16 protein-coding genes are annotated in these 18,544 nt (G+C 40.1%); 14 read left to right on the forward strand and 2 right to left on the reverse strand.

Annotated elements, in window-relative coordinates:
• Window positions 1-15: 15 nt before the first annotated feature.
• From DWV68_RS02925 to DWV68_RS02955, 7 genes are all read left to right on the forward strand, one after another.
• Entirely contained in the window at window positions 16-2,268 is a 2,253-nt protein-coding gene (locus DWV68_RS02925; protein WP_118057429.1) for a peptidase U32 family protein, read from the forward strand.
• Between the two features lie 13 nt (window positions 2,269-2,281).
• A complete protein-coding gene (locus DWV68_RS02930; protein WP_118057430.1) occupies window positions 2,282-3,670 on the forward strand; it encodes an FtsW/RodA/SpoVE family cell cycle protein in 1,389 nt (462 codons plus the stop codon).
• Window positions 3,594-5,072, forward strand: a complete 1,479-nt coding sequence (locus tag DWV68_RS02935; protein WP_118057431.1) for a peptidoglycan D,D-transpeptidase FtsI family protein — start codon at window positions 3,594-3,596, stop codon at window positions 5,070-5,072. Before DWV68_RS02930 ends, DWV68_RS02935 begins: the two co-directional genes overlap by 77 nt.
• A gap of 134 nt (window positions 5,073-5,206) precedes the next feature.
• Complete coding sequence (locus tag DWV68_RS02940; protein WP_022243760.1) at window positions 5,207-5,659, forward strand: NUDIX hydrolase; 453 nt, start codon at window positions 5,207-5,209, stop codon at window positions 5,657-5,659.
• A gap of 44 nt (window positions 5,660-5,703) precedes the next feature.
• Window positions 5,704-6,045: a hypothetical protein gene (locus tag DWV68_RS02945; RefSeq protein ID WP_118057432.1), complete on the forward strand. Its 342-nt coding sequence runs from the start codon at window positions 5,704-5,706 to the stop codon at window positions 6,043-6,045.
• A 2-nt stretch (window positions 6,046-6,047) separates the two neighbouring features.
• Window positions 6,048-7,016: a DUF2953 domain-containing protein gene (locus DWV68_RS02950; protein ID WP_118057433.1), complete on the forward strand. Its 969-nt coding sequence runs from the start codon at window positions 6,048-6,050 to the stop codon at window positions 7,014-7,016.
• A 36-nt stretch (window positions 7,017-7,052) separates the two neighbouring features.
• Window positions 7,053-7,499, forward strand: a complete 447-nt coding sequence (locus DWV68_RS02955) for a GerW family sporulation protein (protein WP_022243763.1) — start codon at window positions 7,053-7,055, stop codon at window positions 7,497-7,499.
• 437 nt (window positions 7,500-7,936) lie between these two features.
• On the opposite strand, the gene rpmB is transcribed toward DWV68_RS02955, so the two are convergent.
• Entirely contained in the window at window positions 7,937-8,122 is a 186-nt protein-coding gene (gene rpmB, locus DWV68_RS02960) for a 50S ribosomal protein L28 (RefSeq protein ID WP_117698403.1), read from the reverse strand.
• A gap of 222 nt (window positions 8,123-8,344) precedes the next feature.
• Here rpmB and DWV68_RS02965 point away from each other — a divergent pair, with 222 nt between their 5' ends.
• From DWV68_RS02965 to DWV68_RS02980, 4 genes are all read left to right on the forward strand, one after another.
• Window positions 8,345-8,704 (forward strand): Asp23/Gls24 family envelope stress response protein, encoded by a 360-nt coding sequence (locus DWV68_RS02965; protein ID WP_022243764.1) that lies wholly within the window; start codon window positions 8,345-8,347, stop codon window positions 8,702-8,704.
• A gap of 15 nt (window positions 8,705-8,719) precedes the next feature.
• Window positions 8,720-10,399: a DAK2 domain-containing protein gene (locus DWV68_RS02970; protein ID WP_118665015.1), complete on the forward strand. Its 1,680-nt coding sequence runs from the start codon at window positions 8,720-8,722 to the stop codon at window positions 10,397-10,399.
• A gap of 11 nt (window positions 10,400-10,410) precedes the next feature.
• On the forward strand, window positions 10,411-12,471 hold the full coding sequence (recG, locus tag DWV68_RS02975) for an ATP-dependent DNA helicase RecG (RefSeq protein ID WP_118665017.1): 2,061 nt from the start codon (window positions 10,411-10,413) through the stop codon (window positions 12,469-12,471).
• Between the two features lie 143 nt (window positions 12,472-12,614).
• On the forward strand, window positions 12,615-14,681 hold the full coding sequence (locus tag DWV68_RS02980) for a methyl-accepting chemotaxis protein (RefSeq protein WP_118665019.1): 2,067 nt from the start codon (window positions 12,615-12,617) through the stop codon (window positions 14,679-14,681).
• A gap of 130 nt (window positions 14,682-14,811) precedes the next feature.
• Here the strand turns inward: DWV68_RS02980 and DWV68_RS02985 are convergent, their stop codons facing one another.
• Entirely contained in the window at window positions 14,812-15,015 is a 204-nt protein-coding gene (locus tag DWV68_RS02985) for an alpha/beta-type small acid-soluble spore protein (protein ID WP_118665021.1), read from the reverse strand.
• A gap of 186 nt (window positions 15,016-15,201) precedes the next feature.
• Here DWV68_RS02985 and DWV68_RS02990 point away from each other — a divergent pair, with 186 nt between their 5' ends.
• Genes DWV68_RS02990 through DWV68_RS03000 form a run of 3 tightly spaced genes read left to right on the forward strand, consistent with a single transcriptional unit; the run spans window position 15,202 to window position 18,488 of the window.
• Window positions 15,202-16,584 carry an isopropylmalate/homocitrate/citramalate synthase gene (locus DWV68_RS02990; RefSeq protein WP_022243768.1) on the forward strand — a complete coding sequence of 461 codons (1,383 nt, stop codon included), beginning with the start codon at window positions 15,202-15,204 and terminating at the stop codon, window positions 16,582-16,584.
• A 17-nt stretch (window positions 16,585-16,601) separates the two neighbouring features.
• On the forward strand, window positions 16,602-17,261 hold the full coding sequence (locus DWV68_RS02995; RefSeq protein WP_117698399.1) for a GntR family transcriptional regulator: 660 nt from the start codon (window positions 16,602-16,604) through the stop codon (window positions 17,259-17,261).
• 18 nt (window positions 17,262-17,279) lie between these two features.
• Entirely contained in the window at window positions 17,280-18,488 is a 1,209-nt protein-coding gene (locus DWV68_RS03000; protein ID WP_117841030.1) for an NADP-dependent isocitrate dehydrogenase, read from the forward strand.
• Window positions 18,489-18,544 lie beyond the last annotated feature (56 nt).

An 18,544-nucleotide genomic window follows, 5' to 3' on the forward strand; every position in this document is an offset into this window, starting at 1 on the left:
AGGAGATGAGGAAAGATGAAAGAGTTAGAACTTTTAGCACCGGCAGGTTCCTTGAAAACATTAAAGGCAGTCATTCATGCCGGAGCAGATGCCGTATATCTTGGCGGAAGTATGTTCGGTGCAAGAGCATATGCCAATAATTTTAACGAAGAAGAATTATTAGAAGCAATCCGTTTCGGACATATTCATGGACGCAAAATTATTCTTGCGGTGAATACTCTGTTAAAAGAATATGAATTAGGACAGCTCTATGATTATCTGCACCCTTATTATGAAGCGGGATTAGATGCTGTCATCGTGCAGGATATGGGCGTTATGGAGTTTATCAAAACTCATTTTCCAAATCTTCCGATACATACCAGTACCCAGATGACCATTACCAATGTAGAGGGAGCCAGGCTTTTAAAGGAACAGGGTGTAGAGCGTGTGGTGACAGCGAGAGAAATGTCCTTAGAAGAAATTCAAAGAATCCATGATGAAGTAGGCGTGGAACTGGAAAGCTTTATTCATGGCGCATTGTGTTACTGTTATTCCGGACAGTGCCTTTTCAGTAGTATCATCGGCGGAAGAAGCGGAAACCGTGGCAGATGTGCACAGCCATGCCGCCTTTCCTATGAAGTATTGCAGGGAGAAAAGAGTCTTACCGGACATCATGCAACTCCGATTCTGAGTCTTAAGGATATGTGTACACTGCCATTTTTGTATGAACTGGCAGACCATGGGGTATATTCCTTTAAGATAGAAGGACGGATGAAGACACCGGAGTATGCTGCCGGTGTAGTAAGTATTTACCGAAAATATATGGATTCCTATCTGGATGGAAGCCGTATTCCGGTGGAGAAGAAGGATATCAGGGCACTTTTAGAACTTGGAAACCGAGGTGGCTTTACCAACGGATATTACTATCATCATAATGACAGTGATATGCTAAGCGGAGAGAGTGCTTCCCATAATAAGAGCGAAGGTGTTCTTCAGGATAACATCCGTAGAGAATATGTAGACACCGAATTAAAAGAAAAGATTAAAGGAAAGTTAATATTAAATAAAGAATGCCCTGCTAAGATAGAAGTGCAATATGGAAAAATAAAAGTTTCTTATCAGGGAGATATGGTTCTTGTAGCGCAGAATCGTCCGTTGACGGAAGAAGTTGTAACAGAAAAGATTACAAAGACTGGAAATACACCATTTGTTTTTGAAAATCTTGAAGTTACAATGGATGATGATATTTTTATGCCGGTAAACCAGTTGAACCAGCTGCGAAGAGGTGCGTTGGAAGCATTAGAAGAAGCGTTGTTGAAACCTTATGAAAGAACGCTTCCAGAATTGGTGGAAACTTCTTCCGCTGAAACAGATAGGCAGACAACAGGAAATGTCATAAAAGAAAAGCAGATTTCCGGACAGTCATTATCACAGACTTCTGGACAACAATCCGCCGGTTCATCCACAGAAGTCCGGGTACTGATTGAAGACGCAGAACAGCTTCCGGCAGTATTAAAAGCCGATTTCGTGGATACGGTTTATCTTGATTGTATGTTGTATACAAGAGAAAATCTGATCCGCAAGTTAAGTGAGGATATAGACAGGGTACAGGCATCCGGTAAGAAAGCATTTTATGTATTCCCGTTTATTTTCCGGCAGCAGACCAGTCTTTTTTATGAAAAAATCATGCCGGAGCTAAAAAAGCTTCCATTAAATGGTATTATGGTGCGGAGTCTTGATGAGATTGCGTTTATAAAGGAATGGGGCAATGAAAACTGGCAGATGGTATCCGACAGTAATTTATATACCTATTCCAATGAAGCAGCAGAATATTTTTATCATCTTGGAATGATGCAGGATACAATTCCGGTGGAATTGAACCGGAAGGAGATTTTAAGAAGAGAAAACAGCCGGTCTGAAATGATTATCTATGGCAGACTTCCACTTATGATAACGGCACAGTGTATTCATAAGAACACGTTGGGCTGTATGCATCAGCCTGACGTGCTGACCTTAAAAGACCGTTATTCGGTACATTTTCCGGTGAAAAATTTCTGCTCGGAATGTTATAACGTAATTTATAATTCGCTTCCGGTCTGTCTCTTTAAGGAAGACGTAACCGTGAAAAAGATTGCACCGGCTGCCGTGAGACTTTCCTTTACGATAGAGACGGAAGAAGAGACAGAACAGATTTTAACAATTTATGGCGATATTTATAAAAATGGTGGCATTTTGGGGCAGCTGCCAATGGAATGCACCAATGGTCATTTTAAACGAGGCGTAGAATAAAGCAGAGGTATTTATGGTTCATTTAATTGTGGAGTTATCAAAATATGCACTGATTATTCTGTTTTCCGTGTATACATATGAATGTTTTGCGGTATTCCGGAATATATCAGAACGAAAACAGGAAAAGAAATTTAAACGGCAGGCAAGGATTTTGTATGTGATTCATTTTACGGCATATTTAGTCATATTTGCGGTGACAGAGGATGCATATACCTTTATTTTTTATCTGGCGCAGATAATTCTTCTTGTTGTGGTGCGGAATGTGTACAAATTATGTTATCCGACGGCTTCAAGACTTTTGGTTAATAATATGTGTATGCTTATGATTATCGGGTTTATTATTCTGACCCGCCTGAATTTTGGACATGCTATCAAGCAGTTTGCGATTGCAGCGGTATCCTGTGTGATTTCCCTTGTGATTCCGGTGATGATACGGAGGATGGGATTTTTCCGGAATCTTACCTGGATTTATGCGGCAATCGGTATTGTGGAACTTGGTATTGTATGTATAGCAGGAAGCACCAGCTATGGAGCAAAGATTTCCTTTACCATAGCAGGAATTACGGTACAGCCGTCCGAATTTATTAAGATTCTTTTTGTGTTTTTTGTGGCTGCCATGTATCATAAATCAACGGAATTCCGTCAGGTGATAATTACCACTTTGATTGCAGCACTGCATGTATTGATTCTGGTATTATCCAGGGATTTAGGTGGCGCATTGATTTTCTTTGTGGCTTATATGGCAATGCTTTATGTGGCAACGAGAAAACCACTCTATTTTGCCGGTGGACTGCTGGCGGGAAGTGTAGCGGCAGTAATTGCCTATAAATTATTTAACCATGTCAGAGTCCGTGTGGTGGCATGGAAAACACCTCTAAAAGTAATTGACAAAGAGGGCTATCAGATCTGCCAGTCACTTTTTGCAATCGGGACCGGAAGCTTCTTCGGTCTGGGGTTATATCAGGGCATGCCAAATAAAATACCGGTAGTAGAACAGGATTTTATTTTCGCAGCAATTTCAGAAGAACTGGGTGGAATGTTTGCCCTGTGTCTTATTTTGGTCTGTGTAAGCTGTTTCCTGATGTTTTTAAATATTGCCATGCAGTTAAAGGATTCCTTTTATAAGCTGGTGGCACTTGGACTTGGAACGATTTACGGATTTCAGGTATTCTTAACCATTGGCGGAGTTACAAAATTTATTCCATCCACCGGAGTAACCCTTCCGTTAGTCAGCTATGGAGGAAGCTCCATGTTAAGTACATTGATTATATTTGGCATTATTCAGGGATTATATATTTTGCGGGAAGACGAAGGAGTGTCACATAATGAAAAAGGAGAATATAAATCAGCAAAAAAGAAAGCAAAATCGGGATTCGAAACAGAAGTCAGGGACCTCAGTTAGTAAGAATAAAGAATTTGCAGTGATTACTTATCTTTTCCTTGCTATCTTTATCTGCCTGATGGGATATATGGTATATTTTCAGACGGTAAAAAGCGAAGATTTTATCAATAGTCCATATAATAGCAGACAGGATACTTTTGCAGACCGTGTGGTCAGAGGAAAGATTATGTCAGCAGATGGCAAAGTTTTGGCCGAGACCGTAGTGGATGCTGCCGGTAATGAAACCCGGAAATATCCTTATGGTAATATGTATGCGCATGTGGTCGGTTTTTCCACCAATGGAAAGTCAGGTATTGAATCCAATATGAACTTTAATCTTTTACGTTCCCATTCTTTTGTATTAGAGCGTATGTTTAACGAGATTAAAGATGAAAAAAGCATGGGAGACAATGTGGTTACCACGTTGGATTCCACTTTGCAGGAAGCTGCATATCAGGCATTGGGTAATTATGATGGTGCAGTTGTTGTGATGGAGCCTTCCACCGGAAAAGTGCTTGCCATGGTGTCCAAACCGGATTTTGACCCGAATACTATTGCGGCAGACTGGGATTCCATTATTTCAGAAGATAATAATAACTCGGTTCTTTTAAACCGGGCGACCCAGGGATTATATCCGCCTGGTTCTACTTTTAAAATAATTACAACTTTAGAATATATCCGGGAAAATCCGGATTATGAGAATTACAGTTATAGCTGTAACGGAAGTATTACAGAGAATGATTTTACAATACACTGTTATAATAATGCCGTGCATGGAACGCAGGATTTGAAGCAGTCCTTTGCAAATTCCTGTAATTCATCTTATGCCAATATCGGATTATCTTTGGACACAGATTCTCTTTCGGACCTTTGTTCAGATTTGATGTTTGATAAGACACTGCCGGGAAACTTTGAAACAAGTAAAAGTCAGTTTAAATTAACAGATGAATCCCCGGAAAGTATGAAAATGCAGACGGCAATCGGACAGGGAGAGACGCTGGTAACACCACTCCATATGTTATTGATTACCAGTGCAATTGCCAACGATGGTATTCTGATGAAACCTTATGTGGTAGACCATACGGAAAATGAAAATGGTATAGAAGTAAAGAAATATGAGCCGGCTGCAAGCAAGCAGCTTCTTTCGGAAAAAGAAGCAAAGACCATGCAGGAATTTATGGCAGGAGTAGTTGCAGATGGTACTGCATCCAAGTTAAATGGGCAGAGTTATACTGCATACGGCAAGACTGGCTCCGCAGAGTTTAATAACAATAAGGGAGAAAGCCATTCCTGGTTTGTTGGATATGCACACCGGGAGGATAAGGAAGATATTGCAGTTGTTGTAATTGCAGAAGGTGCAGGTGCAGGCAGTACTGTTGCAGTTCCGGCAGCAAAACAGGTTTTTGATGCATATTACAGATAAATGAAAACAGATAGGATGACATGTTGCGTCGGGGAATCATCCTGGACTTCTGAAATGGATTGTTGCATCCTTATGAAAAAAGGGGTATACTGTTTGTTAAACAAAAGGTAGTGACCACATCAGGAGGTATTGCAATGATTGAAGCAACAAGTTGTGGTGGTGTGGTAATATTTCGGGGTAAGGTGCTTGTCCTTTATAAGAATTATAAGAATAAGTACGAAGGCTGGGTGCTTCCAAAGGGAACAGTGGAACCCGGGGAAGAATTCAAAGATACCGCAGCAAGAGAGGTATTGGAGGAAACGGGCGTAGATGCATCCATAATCAAATATGTCGGGAAGAGCCAGTATAGCTTTACTGTGCCAGAAGATACGGTGGAGAAACAGGTACATTGGTATCTGATGATGGCAGACAGTTATTACAGTAAGCCACAACGTGAAGAGTTCTTTGTAGATTCCGGATATTATAAATATCATGAAGCCTATCATCTTTTAAAATTTGCCAATGAGAAGCAGATTTTGGAAAAGGCTTATAATGAATATCTGGATTTGAAAAAGTGTAATCTGTGGGGAACCCACAAATATTATTAGAGCAGCCATCTGACTGCTTTTTTAAATCAGATATGAGGTGTAGCATGCATTGGTATTCTAATTTATATCTGGGAGAAAGGCTGAAAAATCAGGAAGCAAAGGTAAAAAGCAGAGTGGAGCGGAATGTGCCACAGCCGTCGCTTTATCTTCTGACCCTTCCGTCAAATGAAGAGAATCTTCTGGATATTATACCGGCAACAGATTTATTACAAAAGGCATATCCGAAGAAAGAACTTTTTATTATCGGTCTGGAAAGAGGATATGACGCAGCATTAGAGATGTCAGCAGCAATTGTGAATGATATTTATCATAAAACAGGAACATTTGAAGTGCGTAAATTTGTACTGAAACAGCAGACTCGTAAAAATACTGAAATGGAGACATGAGGATGACAGTGCTGTTATCTATTTTGAAAATCCTGGGCATAATATTATTATGCATATTAGGTTTACTGGTTTTACTTATCATGCTTTTGCTGTTTGCTCCGGTATCTTACCGGATTCGTGGAGAGACAAGGCAGGGACAGACTACGTTAAAAGTGCATGGAGCATGGTGTCTTATGGCTTTGCGTTTTTCCTTTCTAATGGAGCAGGGAAAGCGGCTTGCAGTTTTAAAGATTTTTGGCATAAAAGCATGGAAGTATCCATCGGATGAAAAATCCAAAAAGAAATTAGAAAAAAAGAAAGTAAAGAAAAAGCAGAAAAAGAAATCCGGGGAAAAATCCCATAAGGAACCGGAAAAAGACTTAGTGCAGAAACGTCAGAAGCCGGAAGAACAAACAGCACCGGCGATTGAAAAAAAGATAGATGTAACGGGGTTAGAAGAACAGAATCCACCGGCTGAAGTGCAAGAAGAACAGACGGAAAAACAGTATGAACAGAAACACCATAAGAAGACATATAAGAAAAAGTTTGTTTCCGTATTTGGTAAAATCAGCAAGACAATACGCTCGATAGTAGAAAAGATAAAAGCAATTCCGCAGAAATTAAAAAATATCGGCAGTAAAATAAAAAAAGTGAATCAGTGGATACAGGATGAGCAGAATAGAAGTGCCGTCCGGTTTGTCCTGGGTGATGTAATAGGGCTGTTAAAAAAATACGGACCAAAGCATATGAAGGCAGATGTTGCTTATGGTATGGAAGATCCGGCAGCCACAGGACAGGTTTTAGCAGTGCTCAGCGTATTACCATTTTTATATTATGATAAGGTATCTATTATGCCGGATTTTGAGGCAGAACGTTTTTATATCGAAGGCAGCTGGGATATAAGGGGACGGATACAGGTGATTCATTTATTAAAGGCTGCAATTCAAATCTGGAGAAATCCGGATGTGAAACACTTTATAAAGCAATTTTAACAGAATCAATACGAAGTAGAATCAGGAGGAATTATTATGTCAGACAGTAATAACACATTTCGCAATACGGTAGAATCTTTATTCAAAGGAATGGACAGCTTCATTACAACCAAGACGGTTGTAGGAGATGCCATTCATATCGGAGATACCATCATTCTTCCATTAGTGGATGTATCCTTTGGCGTAGGCGCAGGTGCATTTTCACAGGAGAAGAAGAACAACGGAGCAGGAGGAATGGGTGGAAAGATTACACCGAGTGCGGTTCTTGTCATTCAGAATGGCACCACCAAGCTTGTAAATATTAAGAATCAGGATGGTGTGACCAAAATTCTTGATATGGTACCAGATTTCGTAAATAAGTTTGCATCCAGGGGAAAGAAGGATGAGGCAGCAACTGCAAAGTTAGATGAAGAATCCAAGAAAGCAGCAGAGTCTGAGATGAATGAAATTTTATCTGATGCAGTAAATAAGGATGAAGAATAAGAGAACAGTATAGAATAGTAACAGAAGAACGTACAGCGTGCTAAGTGAAAAAGAAGGGCATATACTATAATGGTATATGTCTTTTTGATTGGAGAAAAAACATGAAACGCTTGATGGGGTATTCCTTTTTCATGGTGGGATTTGGCATGTTTTTTATGTTTATTATTCCAAGTGACGTGATTGGGATTATTATTATATTGATATTGCTGTTGATAGGGTATAATCTTTTCTGCTGTAAGTAATAGGAAAGCAATTTCTTGTAAAGGAACAAAGAATGTGCCTTGGCACATTCTTGCGCCTGCGGCGGTCGCTTGCGACAACTACCTTATACGCCGCAGTGTGCATCCTCGCGGAGCGTTTTTACTTTACAGGAAAGCAATTTCCTGTAAAGTAAAAAAAGGACTGTCCAAAAGGACAGTCCAGATAGAAAATGCTAATTAAGCTCTTTCAACGGATCCGGATCTTAAACAGGAAGTACATACGTACATTCTTTTTGGAGTTCCGTTTACTTTACATTTTACAGATTTGATGTTTGATTTCCACATTCTATTAGATCTTCTATGAGAATGGCTCACATTGTTACCGAAATGAGCGCCTTTTCCACAAACTGCACATTTTGCCATGATAGCACCTCCTTTAAATTCTTCACTAAGCCTGTTATGACACAAGCTCACAACAAAGCTATCTTAACAGAAATACAGACAGAATGCAAGAAAAAAATTGCATTTTTTGAAAATAAAGAAAAATACTGTTTCTTTTTTCGGAAAAAGAGGTTATAATATAGTTCATGTTATGTATATACTGGCGGAAATGCGAGAAGATTAATTTTAATTGGAGGTTATAGAATGACAGGTAAAATGGAAAACGAATTAGGTAAAGTCGTAATTGATAATGAAGTAATTGCAACCTATGCCGGTTCTGTTGCAGTTGAGTGCTTTGGCATTGTGGGAATGGCTGCAGTTAATATGAAAGATGGCCTGGTTAAATTATTAAAGAGAGATTATCTGACACATGGTATAAATGTGGATGTGGATGAAAATAATAAAATTACAATTGATTTCCATGTAATTGTTGCCTATGGCGTAAGTATTGAGACAGTAGCAGACAATCTGATTCATACGGTAAAATATAAAGTGGAAGAGTTTACCGGAATGCAGATTAAGAAAGTCAACATTTTAGTTGAAGGCGTCAGAGTGATTGATTAAGGAGGAACTGTTGAAGTGGAAGTAAGTACAATAAACGCTGCGGTATTTGCTAAAATGTTTTTGGCCGGAGCAAAGAATCTCGAAGCAAAGAAAGAGTGGATTAACGAACTGAATGTTTTCCCTGTACCGGATGGAGATACAGGAACCAATATGTCTATGACAATTATGTCAGCAGCAAAGGCAGTAAGCGAGCTTGAAAATCCGACCATGAAGGAACTTGCAAAGGCAATTTCATCGGGTTCATTAAGAGGAGCAAGAGGAAACTCAGGAGTTATCCTTTCCCAGTTATTCCGTGGATTTACCAAGGTGATTGCAGAATATGATGAGCTTGATGTAGTGATTCTGACAGAAGCTATGCAGAAGGCTGTTGAGACTGCATATAAGGCAGTTATGAAACCAAAGGAAGGAACGATTCTTACTGTTGCTAAGGGGGCAGCCAACAAAGCATTAGAACTTTGTGATGATACCGATGATATTGTATTCTTTGTAGATGAAGTTATTAAAGAAGCAGACCATGTGTTAAGCAAGACACCGGATATGCTTCCTGTATTAAAACAGGCTGGCGTAGTAGATTCCGGCGGACAGGGACTGGTTCAGGTATTAAAGGGCGGTTATGATTCCCTGATTGGCAAAGAAATTGATTACAGCATTGAAGGTTCTGCAGCATCTCCAGGTGTTATGAAGATTACTGCTGAGACAGAAGCTGATATTAAGTTTGGTTATTGTACCGAATTTATCATTGTATTAAATCAGCCATTAACAGAGAAGCAGGAGCATGAATATAAAAACTTCTTAGAGTCCATTGGTGATTCTATCGTTGTTGTGGCAGATGATGAGATTGTGAAAACCCATGTACATACCAATGACCCTGGTCTTGCCATCCAGGAAGCATTGAAACATGGTTCATTAAGCAAAATCAAGATTGATAATATGCGTGAAGAGCATCAGGAAAAATTAATCAAGGATGCTGAGAAACTCGCAAAAGAGCAGAAAGAGGAAGAAACCAAAAAAGAAGAAAAGGCAGAGGAACCAAGAAAAGAAATGGGCTTCATTTCCGTATCCATTGGTGCCGGTGTCAATGAAATCTTCAACGGACTTGGAGTGGATTATATCATCGAAGGTGGTCAGACCATGAACCCAAGTACCGAGGATATGTTAAATGCCATCGACCATGTGAATGCAGATAACATCTTTATTCTTCCGAATAATAAGAATATTGTACTGGCTGCAAATCAGGCAGCATCTTTAGTAGAAGATAAGAAGATTATTGTTATTCCAACCAAGACAATTCCACAGGGAATTACAGCACTGATTAACTTTATTCCGGATCAGTCGGCAGAGGAAAATGCAGAACGTATGACCGAGGAATTAGAAAATGTAAAGACCGGTCAGGTAACTTATGCAGTTCGTGATACTGTAATCGATGACAAAGAGATTAAACAGGGCGATTATATGGGAATTGGCGACAAGAGCATCCTTGCTGTTGGTAAGGATATCAAGAGCACTACAGAAGATATGGTTGCTGAGATGGTAGATGAAGAATCTGCGATTATCTGTATCTATTATGGTGAAGAAGTAACAGAAGAAGATGCCAATGCATTAGGTGCTGCTTTAGAAGAGAAGTATCCGGAGGTAGAAGTGGAGATTCACTTTGGCGGACAGCCAATTTACTATTATGTAATATCAGTAGAGTAACAGGAGTGTTTATGGACAGAAATGCACCCATTCAGGAATTGAATGGAGTTGGACCAAAAACTGAAAAAATATTGCAAAAACTTGGAGTATATACCGTTGGGGATATACTCCTTGCTTTTCCAAGGGATTATAAGCAGATGCCGGAGCCGGAGCATATCAGTGTGGCAGAGCCGGAGAAAGTCTATGCTTTTCATGTACGGCTGTGTTCTTCTCCGGTAACAAGAAGTACCAGAGCCATGCAGATATCTACTGCACAGTTTAGCGATGGAACAGGGAAAGTAGAGGCGGTCTGGTTTCGGATGCCCTATATCTGTAATCAGCTGAACCGGGAACCGGAAGTAATATTATATGGAAAGCTGACCTTAAAAAATAAGAAATATGTCATGGAACAGCCGGCAGTGTGGAAGCCGGATGAATACAGGAAAATGCAGATATCACTTCAGCCGGTATATCCGCTGACTAAGGGCATATCCAGCAAGCAGTTTGGTAAGCTTGTACGTACAGCCCTTGACAGTGTAAAAGAAGATGGTGAATATATTCCGGAAGAAATCTTAGCCCGCCATCAGTTTATGGGATTGAGAGAGGCATTGGAAAAAGTGCATTTTCCAACAGATTTAGAAGAACTGACCGGAGCAAGAAAACGTCTTGCTTTTGACGAATTTTTCTTATTTCTGCTGCAGATACAGCGGTTTAAGGAACATCACGAGCAGACGCCGAATGGATTTCCGGTAGTAAGGGATGAATTTATTGAGGTGGTGGCAGAACAGCTTCCGTTTCCACTGACAAATGCCCAGAAGAAAACACTGGCAGATCTGGAAAAAGATATATACAGTCCTTATGCCATGCAGCGGCTGATACAGGGGGATGTAGGCTCCGGTAAGACTATTCTTGCATTTCTTATTATGGCAAAATTTGCCCATGAAGGTTATCAGACTGCTATTATGGCACCAACCGAGGTTCTGGCAAGACAGCATTATGAGACCTTTCAGGAATGGATTGCTATGTTTGAACTGGACTTTCCTGTTATTCTTCTTACCGGTTCGTTGACCGCAAAGGAAAAACGTGAAGCATATGCGAGAATGGAAACAGAACAGAATGCCATGATAATTGGAACCCATGCATTGATACAGGAAAAGGCACTTTATCAGAAGCTGGCGCTGGTAGTAACGGATGAACAGCATCGTTTTGGGGTAAGACAGAGGGAGACGCTGGCAGATAAGAGCAGCCGGCTGCCACATGTACTGGTTATGAGTGCGACTCCGATTCCGCGGACCCTTGCAATAATTCTTTACGGAGATCTGGACATCTCGGTAGTAGATGAGCTTCCGGCAGAACGTCTTCCGGTCAAAAATTGTGTCGTTGGACCGAAAATGCGGGAGAAATCCTGGAATTTTATTTTAGATGAAGTTCAAAAAGGACATCAGGCATATATCATCTGTCCTCTGGTAGAAGCCAATGAGGAATTGGAATTGCAGGATGTTACTTCATATGTAAAGAAATTAGAACAATATTATGGAGACAGAATCAGCGTAGGATTACTTCATGGAAAAATGCGCCCGGCAGAAAAGAATAAAGTAATGGAAGCCTTTGTCACTGGTGAAATCCAGGTTCTGGTTTCTACAACGGTAGTGGAAGTAGGTGTGAATGTGCCGAATGCCACTGTTATGATGATTGAGGATGCACAGCGTTTCGGGCTGGCACAGCTCCATCAGCTGCGGGGACGTGTCGGAAGAGGAAATGCACAATCCTATTGTATTCTTATGAATTCTTCCAATGGAAAGAATGCCAAAGAGAGATTGAATATTCTGGCGGGCTCTAATGATGGATTCTATATTGCCAGTGAAGATTTGAAAATGCGTGGACCAGGAGATTTCTTCGGGGTACGTCAGAGTGGTTTAATGGAATTTAAAATTGCAGATGTCTTTTCGGATGCCGATATGCTTTCTATTGCATCCGAAGAAGCAAAAGAATATGTCGAAAAGTGTAACTTAAACGATTGCGAAAAAGACATGAGACTTGAAACAACACTGAAAAATGCGTACAAAATGACAGAATACAGCACAAATATTTAGAAAGTTTCGAAAAATTAAGGAATAATTTGTGAAAAGTTTACGAAAATTAACGCAAAATCCCTCGTTTTTATTGCTAAAGTGCCTAAATGTTGATACAATAAGTACAAAATTACAATTTAGTGAAGGCGGGGGGATATATTTTTATGGCTAAGAAGAAAAAAGGGAAGAAAATTAGCACGAAAATGTTAAGTGCAATGCTCCCGGTACTGATTCTTGGTATGGCTGTATTAGGGGCAGTCAGTGTATTTTCCAGTAAGCAGATTATTGACGATGAGATTGGGAAGGAAATGACGCTGAGTCTGGAAAACGAGAAGACAGAGGTAGAGTCACAGATGCAGTCTGCGGCAAGCCTTGCAAAACATATGGCTGGAATTGTTGGGATTACTTATGAAAATGAGGAACTGCTGGCATATGTTAATTTCTTAAATACCATGATTTATGAGGAGGATTTTATTTATGGTGCCGGAATTTATTTTGCACCGAATAAGTATGACTCCAAACAACGTTTTGTAGGACCTTATGTATACAAGGATGGAGATACGCCGATTCTGACTTATGACAGGAGCCAGTCCTCTTATGATTATGTAAGCAGGGATTTCTACAAGATTGTTTCGAATGGCGAAACAGAACCGAAGTTTACAAAGGCATATCATGATGAGGTTTTAGACTGTGATATGGTAAACTGTTCTGCACCGATGTATAATGCAGATGGAACTTATATGGGATGCGTAACTGTTGATATTACGCTGGATGAGATTCAGAATCTGGTCAGCCAGATGTCAGTAGGAAAAACAGGAAAAGCATTTCTGATTTCATCGGATGGAACCTATCTTTATACACAGGATTCCGGTAAAATCATGAATGAGAAAATAACGGATTCTAAAAATAGTTCTCTTGCTAAAGTAGGAACAAAAATGTTAGATTCTGATAGTGGAAAAGCCTGCTTTACAGAAGGGATTACCGGATATACAGTATATTATGAGACAATTCCGGATCTGGACTGGAAACTTGGAATTGCGATTGAAAATTCAGAACTGAATGCACCGGTTATCAGCCTTGGGATTAAGTTGGCAATCATTGCGGCAGTGATTCTTATTATTATGATACTTGTGATTTTATCACAGGTAAAATCAGTTTCCAGACAGATTAATAGAGTTAAGAACTTTGCTGTACAGCTGGCAGAGGGTAACTTTAAAGTACAGTCGCTTGAGAGCAGACGCAGTGATGAACTGGGAGCAATGGGACAGTCTTTAAATGAAATGTATGGAAATAATAAGGACATGATTTCAAAAATCAGTGGTCATGCAAAACTTCTGAGTGATTCCAGCATTGAACTGAAGCGTTCGGTAGAGGAATTAAAGAAGGATTATGAGATGATAGAGTCACTGATGAATCAGGTTAATTCCGATATGACTTCCTCCAGCGCAGCGACGGAAGAAGTAAATGCTGCAGTAGAGGAAGTGAATTCCTCTGTTAATATGCTGGCTTCTGAGACAGAAAAGAGTCTGGAACTGGCAGGAGAAATTAAGAAGCGTGCAAATGGAATTGAAGATACCAGCCGCAGTGCTTATGAACTTGCCAATAAGCTTGCAGCGCAGAACAGAGCTGGTCTGGAGGAGAGTATTAAGAATGCAGATGTTGTAAAATCCATTGGCGCATTGGCAGAAGTGATTTCCGAAATCGCAGATCAGATTAACTTACTGTCCTTAAATGCTTCCATTGAGGCCGCCCGGGCAGGAGAACAGGGAAAGGGATTTGCAGTTGTTGCCGGAGAAATTGGCAATCTGGCAGGTGAGACTACAGCTGCAGTTAATAAGATTAAAGAAACAATTGGCGAAGTAGAACATGCCTTTAGCGGAATTGTGGAACAGTCACAGTCTATGTTAAACTTCGTGACAGATACGGTCGCACCGGACTACGATACTTTCGTCAATGTAGCACAGCAGTATGGAGATGATGCCCAGGCAATTGAAAAATTTTCCAATGATATTGCCCGGATGGCAACAAATATTGAGACAATCATTCACGAGGTCAGCCAGGCAGTGTCCAGTGTGGCGGAATCTTCCCAGAATACAGTGGATAATAGTGGACAGATTATGCAGTCTGTAAATTCAGTATCTGCAGTTGTTGGAGAGGTGTCTGAAATGTCTTCCCAGCAGGAAAAGATTGCCGGAGAATTAAAAGAGGTTGTCGGAAAATTCGTATTGTAATAAGTGTTACTGCATGTGTCATGATAGAAAAATGATATAGAAAGAAAAGGGGGAACCTGAGAAAGAGGCTGTTCACCGATTCCGGTGGACAGCCTCTTCTGACATCTAAGCGGGCAATGAAAAAGATGTGTTAACGTTCAGCCATCTGCTTTTCCTGCGCCTCAATCATTTTCTTTACCATATAACCGCCTACGGAACCATTCTGATGGGAAGTTAAATCCCCATTATATCCCTCAGACAGTGGTACACCTAACTCACTTGCAACTTCGAATTTGAAACGGTTTAATGCACTTTGTGCTTCTGGAACAGAAGATTTTTTCGAACGATTAGACATAGTAAATTTCCTCCTTAGCATTTGTATATAACCGAATGGTTACAATACTAGTATCTACCGATAAAAAAGGATAATACTAATAAATATTCACTTTTTTGGAATAATCTTGAAAAAGCTCTTGACACATACAAGTATAATTGTATACAATTATTCAAGAATATTTGTGAATCAAAAGGAGTGTGTTCCATGAGAGAAGTCGTTATGAATGAAAAAACTAATCTATTACAGTTGGAAGAGCATTTTTATCAGCTTGTAGATGTTGAGGAACCAAATGTATTCCGCAATCTTTTTCCATATGAGGAAATTCCGAAAATTGCATTTAATGACAGAATCGTTCCGCATAATATGCCGGAGGATATCTGGATTACTGATACAACATTCCGTGATGGTCAGCAGTCAAGAGCACCATATACCACAGAACAGATTGTAACCATCTATGATTACTTACATAAATTAGGCGGACCAAAGGGTAAAATTCGTCAGAGCGAGTTCTTCTTATATAGCAAGAAGGATCGTGATGCCGTATATAAATGCTTAGAGCGTGGTTATAAATTCCCGGAAGTCACCAGCTGGATCCGTGCCAGCAAACAGGATTTCCAGCTGGTAAAAGATTTGGGACTGCGTGAAACCGGTATTTTGGTAAGCTGCTCCGATTATCATATTTTCTATAAAATGAAAATGACCAGAAGCGAAGTCATGAACCTTTACTTAAGTGTAATCCGTGAATGCTTAGAGACCGGAATCAGCCCAAGATGTCATTTGGAGGATATTACACGTTCTGATATTTACGGATTTGTAATTCCGTTCTGCTTAGAGCTGATGAAGTTAATGAAAGAATACAATATTCCGATTAAGATTCGTGCCTGCGATACCATGGGATATGGTGTAAACTTCCCGGGAGCAGTAATTCCGCGAAGTGTACCGGGTATCATTTACGGACTTACCACACATGCAGGAGTTCCTTCTGAATTGATTGAATGGCATGGACACAACGATTTCTATAAAGCAGTCAATAACTCGACCACAGCATGGCTTTACGGTGCATCCGGCGTAAACTGTTCCTTATTTGGTATTGGTGAGAGAACCGGTAACACACCTCTGGAAGCAATGGTATTTGAATATGCGCAGTTAAAGGGTACCCTGGATGGAATGGATACCAGAGTTATCACAGAACTGGCAGAATATTATGAGAAGGAATTGAATTATAAGGTTCCAAGCCGTACACCATTTGTCGGAAGTAATTTTAACGTTACAAGAGCAGGTATCCATGCAGACGGACTTTTGAAAAATGAAGAAATTTATAACATTTTTGATACCGAAAAATTCTTAAATCGTCCGGCACTGGTATCTGTTTCCAATACATCAGGACTTGCTGGAATTGCACACTGGATTAATACCTATTACCGTCTCAGTGATGACCGTAAAGTAGATAAGAATTCAGAACTGGTAAAGACCATCAAACAGTGGGTAGACGAGCAGTATGATGAGGGACGTGTAACTGTAATTACAGATAACGAACTTGTAGTACAGATAACTGACTGTTGTAAAAAACTCGGAATTGTATTATAAATTAAGGAGGCTTTATCGTGGGCGAAGAAGGATATTCTTTAAGCGGAAGAGTATTTCATACGATTCGTGAAAATATCTTATCCGGAAAATACAAGTGCGATGAAGAATTAAAAGAAAAAACCCTGGGTGATGAACTGGGTGTCAGCCGTACGCCGGTAAGAGAAGCCTTAAGGCAGCTTGAACTGGAAGGACTCGTCAGAATCATTCCAAACCGCGGAGCATTCGTAGAGGGAATTACGAAAGAAGACGTAAAAGATATCTATGAAATCCGTGCACGGCTGGAGGGACTTTGCACAAAGTGGGCGGCAGACAGAATTACCAAGGAGCAGATAGCGGAACTGGAAGAAAACATTTTTCTGGTGGAATTTCATGCTAAGAAGGAAAATTATGCACAGATATTGGAGCTGGATAATAAGTTTCATGAGGTGCTTTATGAAGCTTCCGGAAGCAAAATGTTAAAGCATGAATTGTCTGCATTTCATCATTATGTGGAAAGAGTTCGAAAAATCACTTTGTCAATGCCGGATCGTGTGGTAAAATCAAATGATGAACATAAAAAGATTGTAGAAGCATTGAAGCAGCACAATGCAAAAGAAGCAGAACTGCTTGCGACAAGCCATATGTTAAATACTATTGAAAATATGGATAATTATGGCTGGGACAATCTGCTGAAATAGTAAATGGAGGATAGAAAGATGGACAAAATTAAAATGACTACCCCTTTGGTTGAAATGGACGGAGACGAAATGACAAGAATCCTTTGGAAAATGATTAAGGATGAACTGTTATTACCATTTATTGATTTGAACACAGAATATTATGACCTGGGTCTTGAACATCGTAATGAAACGGATGACCAGGTAACTGTAGATTCTGCAAATGCAACAAAGAAATACGGTGTTGCAGTAAAATGTGCTACCATTACACCAAATGCAGCACGTATGACGGAGTACAACTTAAAGGAAATGTGGAAGAGTCCGAATGGAACTATCCGTGCAATGTTAGATGGAACGGTATTCCGTGCACCAATCGTTGTAAAGGGAATTGAGCCATGTGTTAAGAACTGGAAGAAACCGATTACCATTGCAAGACATGCTTACGGTGATGTATACAAGGCTTCTGAAATGAAGATTCCGGGACCGGGAAAATGTGAACTGGTTTATACAGCAGAGGACGGAACGGAAACAAGAGAGCTGATTCATAACTTTACCGGAGCAGGTGTTGTCCAGGGACAGCATAACTTAAATGATTCTATCGAAAGCTTTGCAAGAAGCTGCTTTAGCTATGCACTTTCTACCAGACAGGATTTATGGTTTGCAACCAAGGATACCATTTCCAAAAAATATGACCATACTTTCAAAGATATTTTCCAGGAAATCTTTGATGCGGAATATAAAGAAAAATTCGAAGAAGCAGGAATTACCTACTTCTATACCTTAATCGATGATGCGGTAGCCCGTGTGATGAAAGCAGAGGGCGGCTTTATCTGGGCATGTAAGAACTATGATGGAGATGTTATGAGTGATATGGTATCATCTGCATTTGGTTCCCTTGCCATGATGACTTCCGTACTGGTATCACCGGCAGGATATTATGAATATGAAGCTGCACACGGAACAGTTCAGCGTCACTATTATAAACACCTCAAGGGAGAAGAAACATCCACTAACTCCGTAGCAACTATTTTTGCATGGACCGGAGCACTCCGTAAGAGAGGTGAATTAGATGGCAACCAGGAATTAAGCACATTTGCCGACAAACTGGAAAAAGCCTGTGTAGACACGATTGAATCCGGAAAGATGACCAAAGACCTTGCACTGATTACTACAATTGAAAATCCGACTGTATTAAACAGTGAAGACTTTATCAAAGCAATCCGTGCCACATTAGAGAAAATGTTATAAATTTTATACTCCGGGAGGGCAGAATAGTGTGCCGTCCCGGAATTTTCAGCTATAAA

This window comes from Roseburia sp. AF12-17LB, assembly GCF_003479605.1.
In the GTDB taxonomy this organism is placed as follows: domain Bacteria; phylum Bacillota; class Clostridia; order Lachnospirales; family Lachnospiraceae; genus Roseburia_C; species Roseburia_C amylophila.

Excerpts from the sequence above, each read along its gene's own strand:
- DWV68_RS02935 (WP_118057431.1), top strand. The coding sequence starts at position 3,594 with ATGAAAAAGGAGAATATAAATCAGCAAAAAAGAAAGCAAAATCGGGAT.
- DWV68_RS02985 (WP_118665021.1), bottom strand. The coding sequence starts at position 15,015 with ATGTCTAATCGTTCGAAAAAATCTTCTGTTCCAGAAGCACAAAGTGCA.
- DWV68_RS02955 (WP_022243763.1), top strand. The coding sequence starts at position 7,053 with ATGTCAGACAGTAATAACACATTTCGCAATACGGTAGAATCTTTATTC.
- DWV68_RS02945 (WP_118057432.1), top strand. The coding sequence starts at position 5,704 with ATGCATTGGTATTCTAATTTATATCTGGGAGAAAGGCTGAAAAATCAG.
- recG (WP_118665017.1), top strand. The coding sequence starts at position 10,411 with ATGGACAGAAATGCACCCATTCAGGAATTGAATGGAGTTGGACCAAAA.
- DWV68_RS02980 (WP_118665019.1), top strand. The coding sequence starts at position 12,615 with ATGGCTAAGAAGAAAAAAGGGAAGAAAATTAGCACGAAAATGTTAAGT.
- DWV68_RS02965 (WP_022243764.1), top strand. The coding sequence starts at position 8,345 with ATGACAGGTAAAATGGAAAACGAATTAGGTAAAGTCGTAATTGATAAT.
- DWV68_RS02925 (WP_118057429.1), top strand. The coding sequence starts at position 16 with ATGAAAGAGTTAGAACTTTTAGCACCGGCAGGTTCCTTGAAAACATTA.
- DWV68_RS02930 (WP_118057430.1), top strand. The coding sequence starts at position 2,282 with ATGGTTCATTTAATTGTGGAGTTATCAAAATATGCACTGATTATTCTG.
- DWV68_RS03000 (WP_117841030.1), top strand. The coding sequence starts at position 17,280 with ATGGACAAAATTAAAATGACTACCCCTTTGGTTGAAATGGACGGAGAC.
- rpmB (WP_117698403.1), bottom strand. The coding sequence starts at position 8,122 with ATGGCAAAATGTGCAGTTTGTGGAAAAGGCGCTCATTTCGGTAACAAT.
- DWV68_RS02990 (WP_022243768.1), top strand. The coding sequence starts at position 15,202 with ATGAGAGAAGTCGTTATGAATGAAAAAACTAATCTATTACAGTTGGAA.
- DWV68_RS02950 (WP_118057433.1), top strand. The coding sequence starts at position 6,048 with ATGACAGTGCTGTTATCTATTTTGAAAATCCTGGGCATAATATTATTA.
- DWV68_RS02940 (WP_022243760.1), top strand. The coding sequence starts at position 5,207 with ATGATTGAAGCAACAAGTTGTGGTGGTGTGGTAATATTTCGGGGTAAG.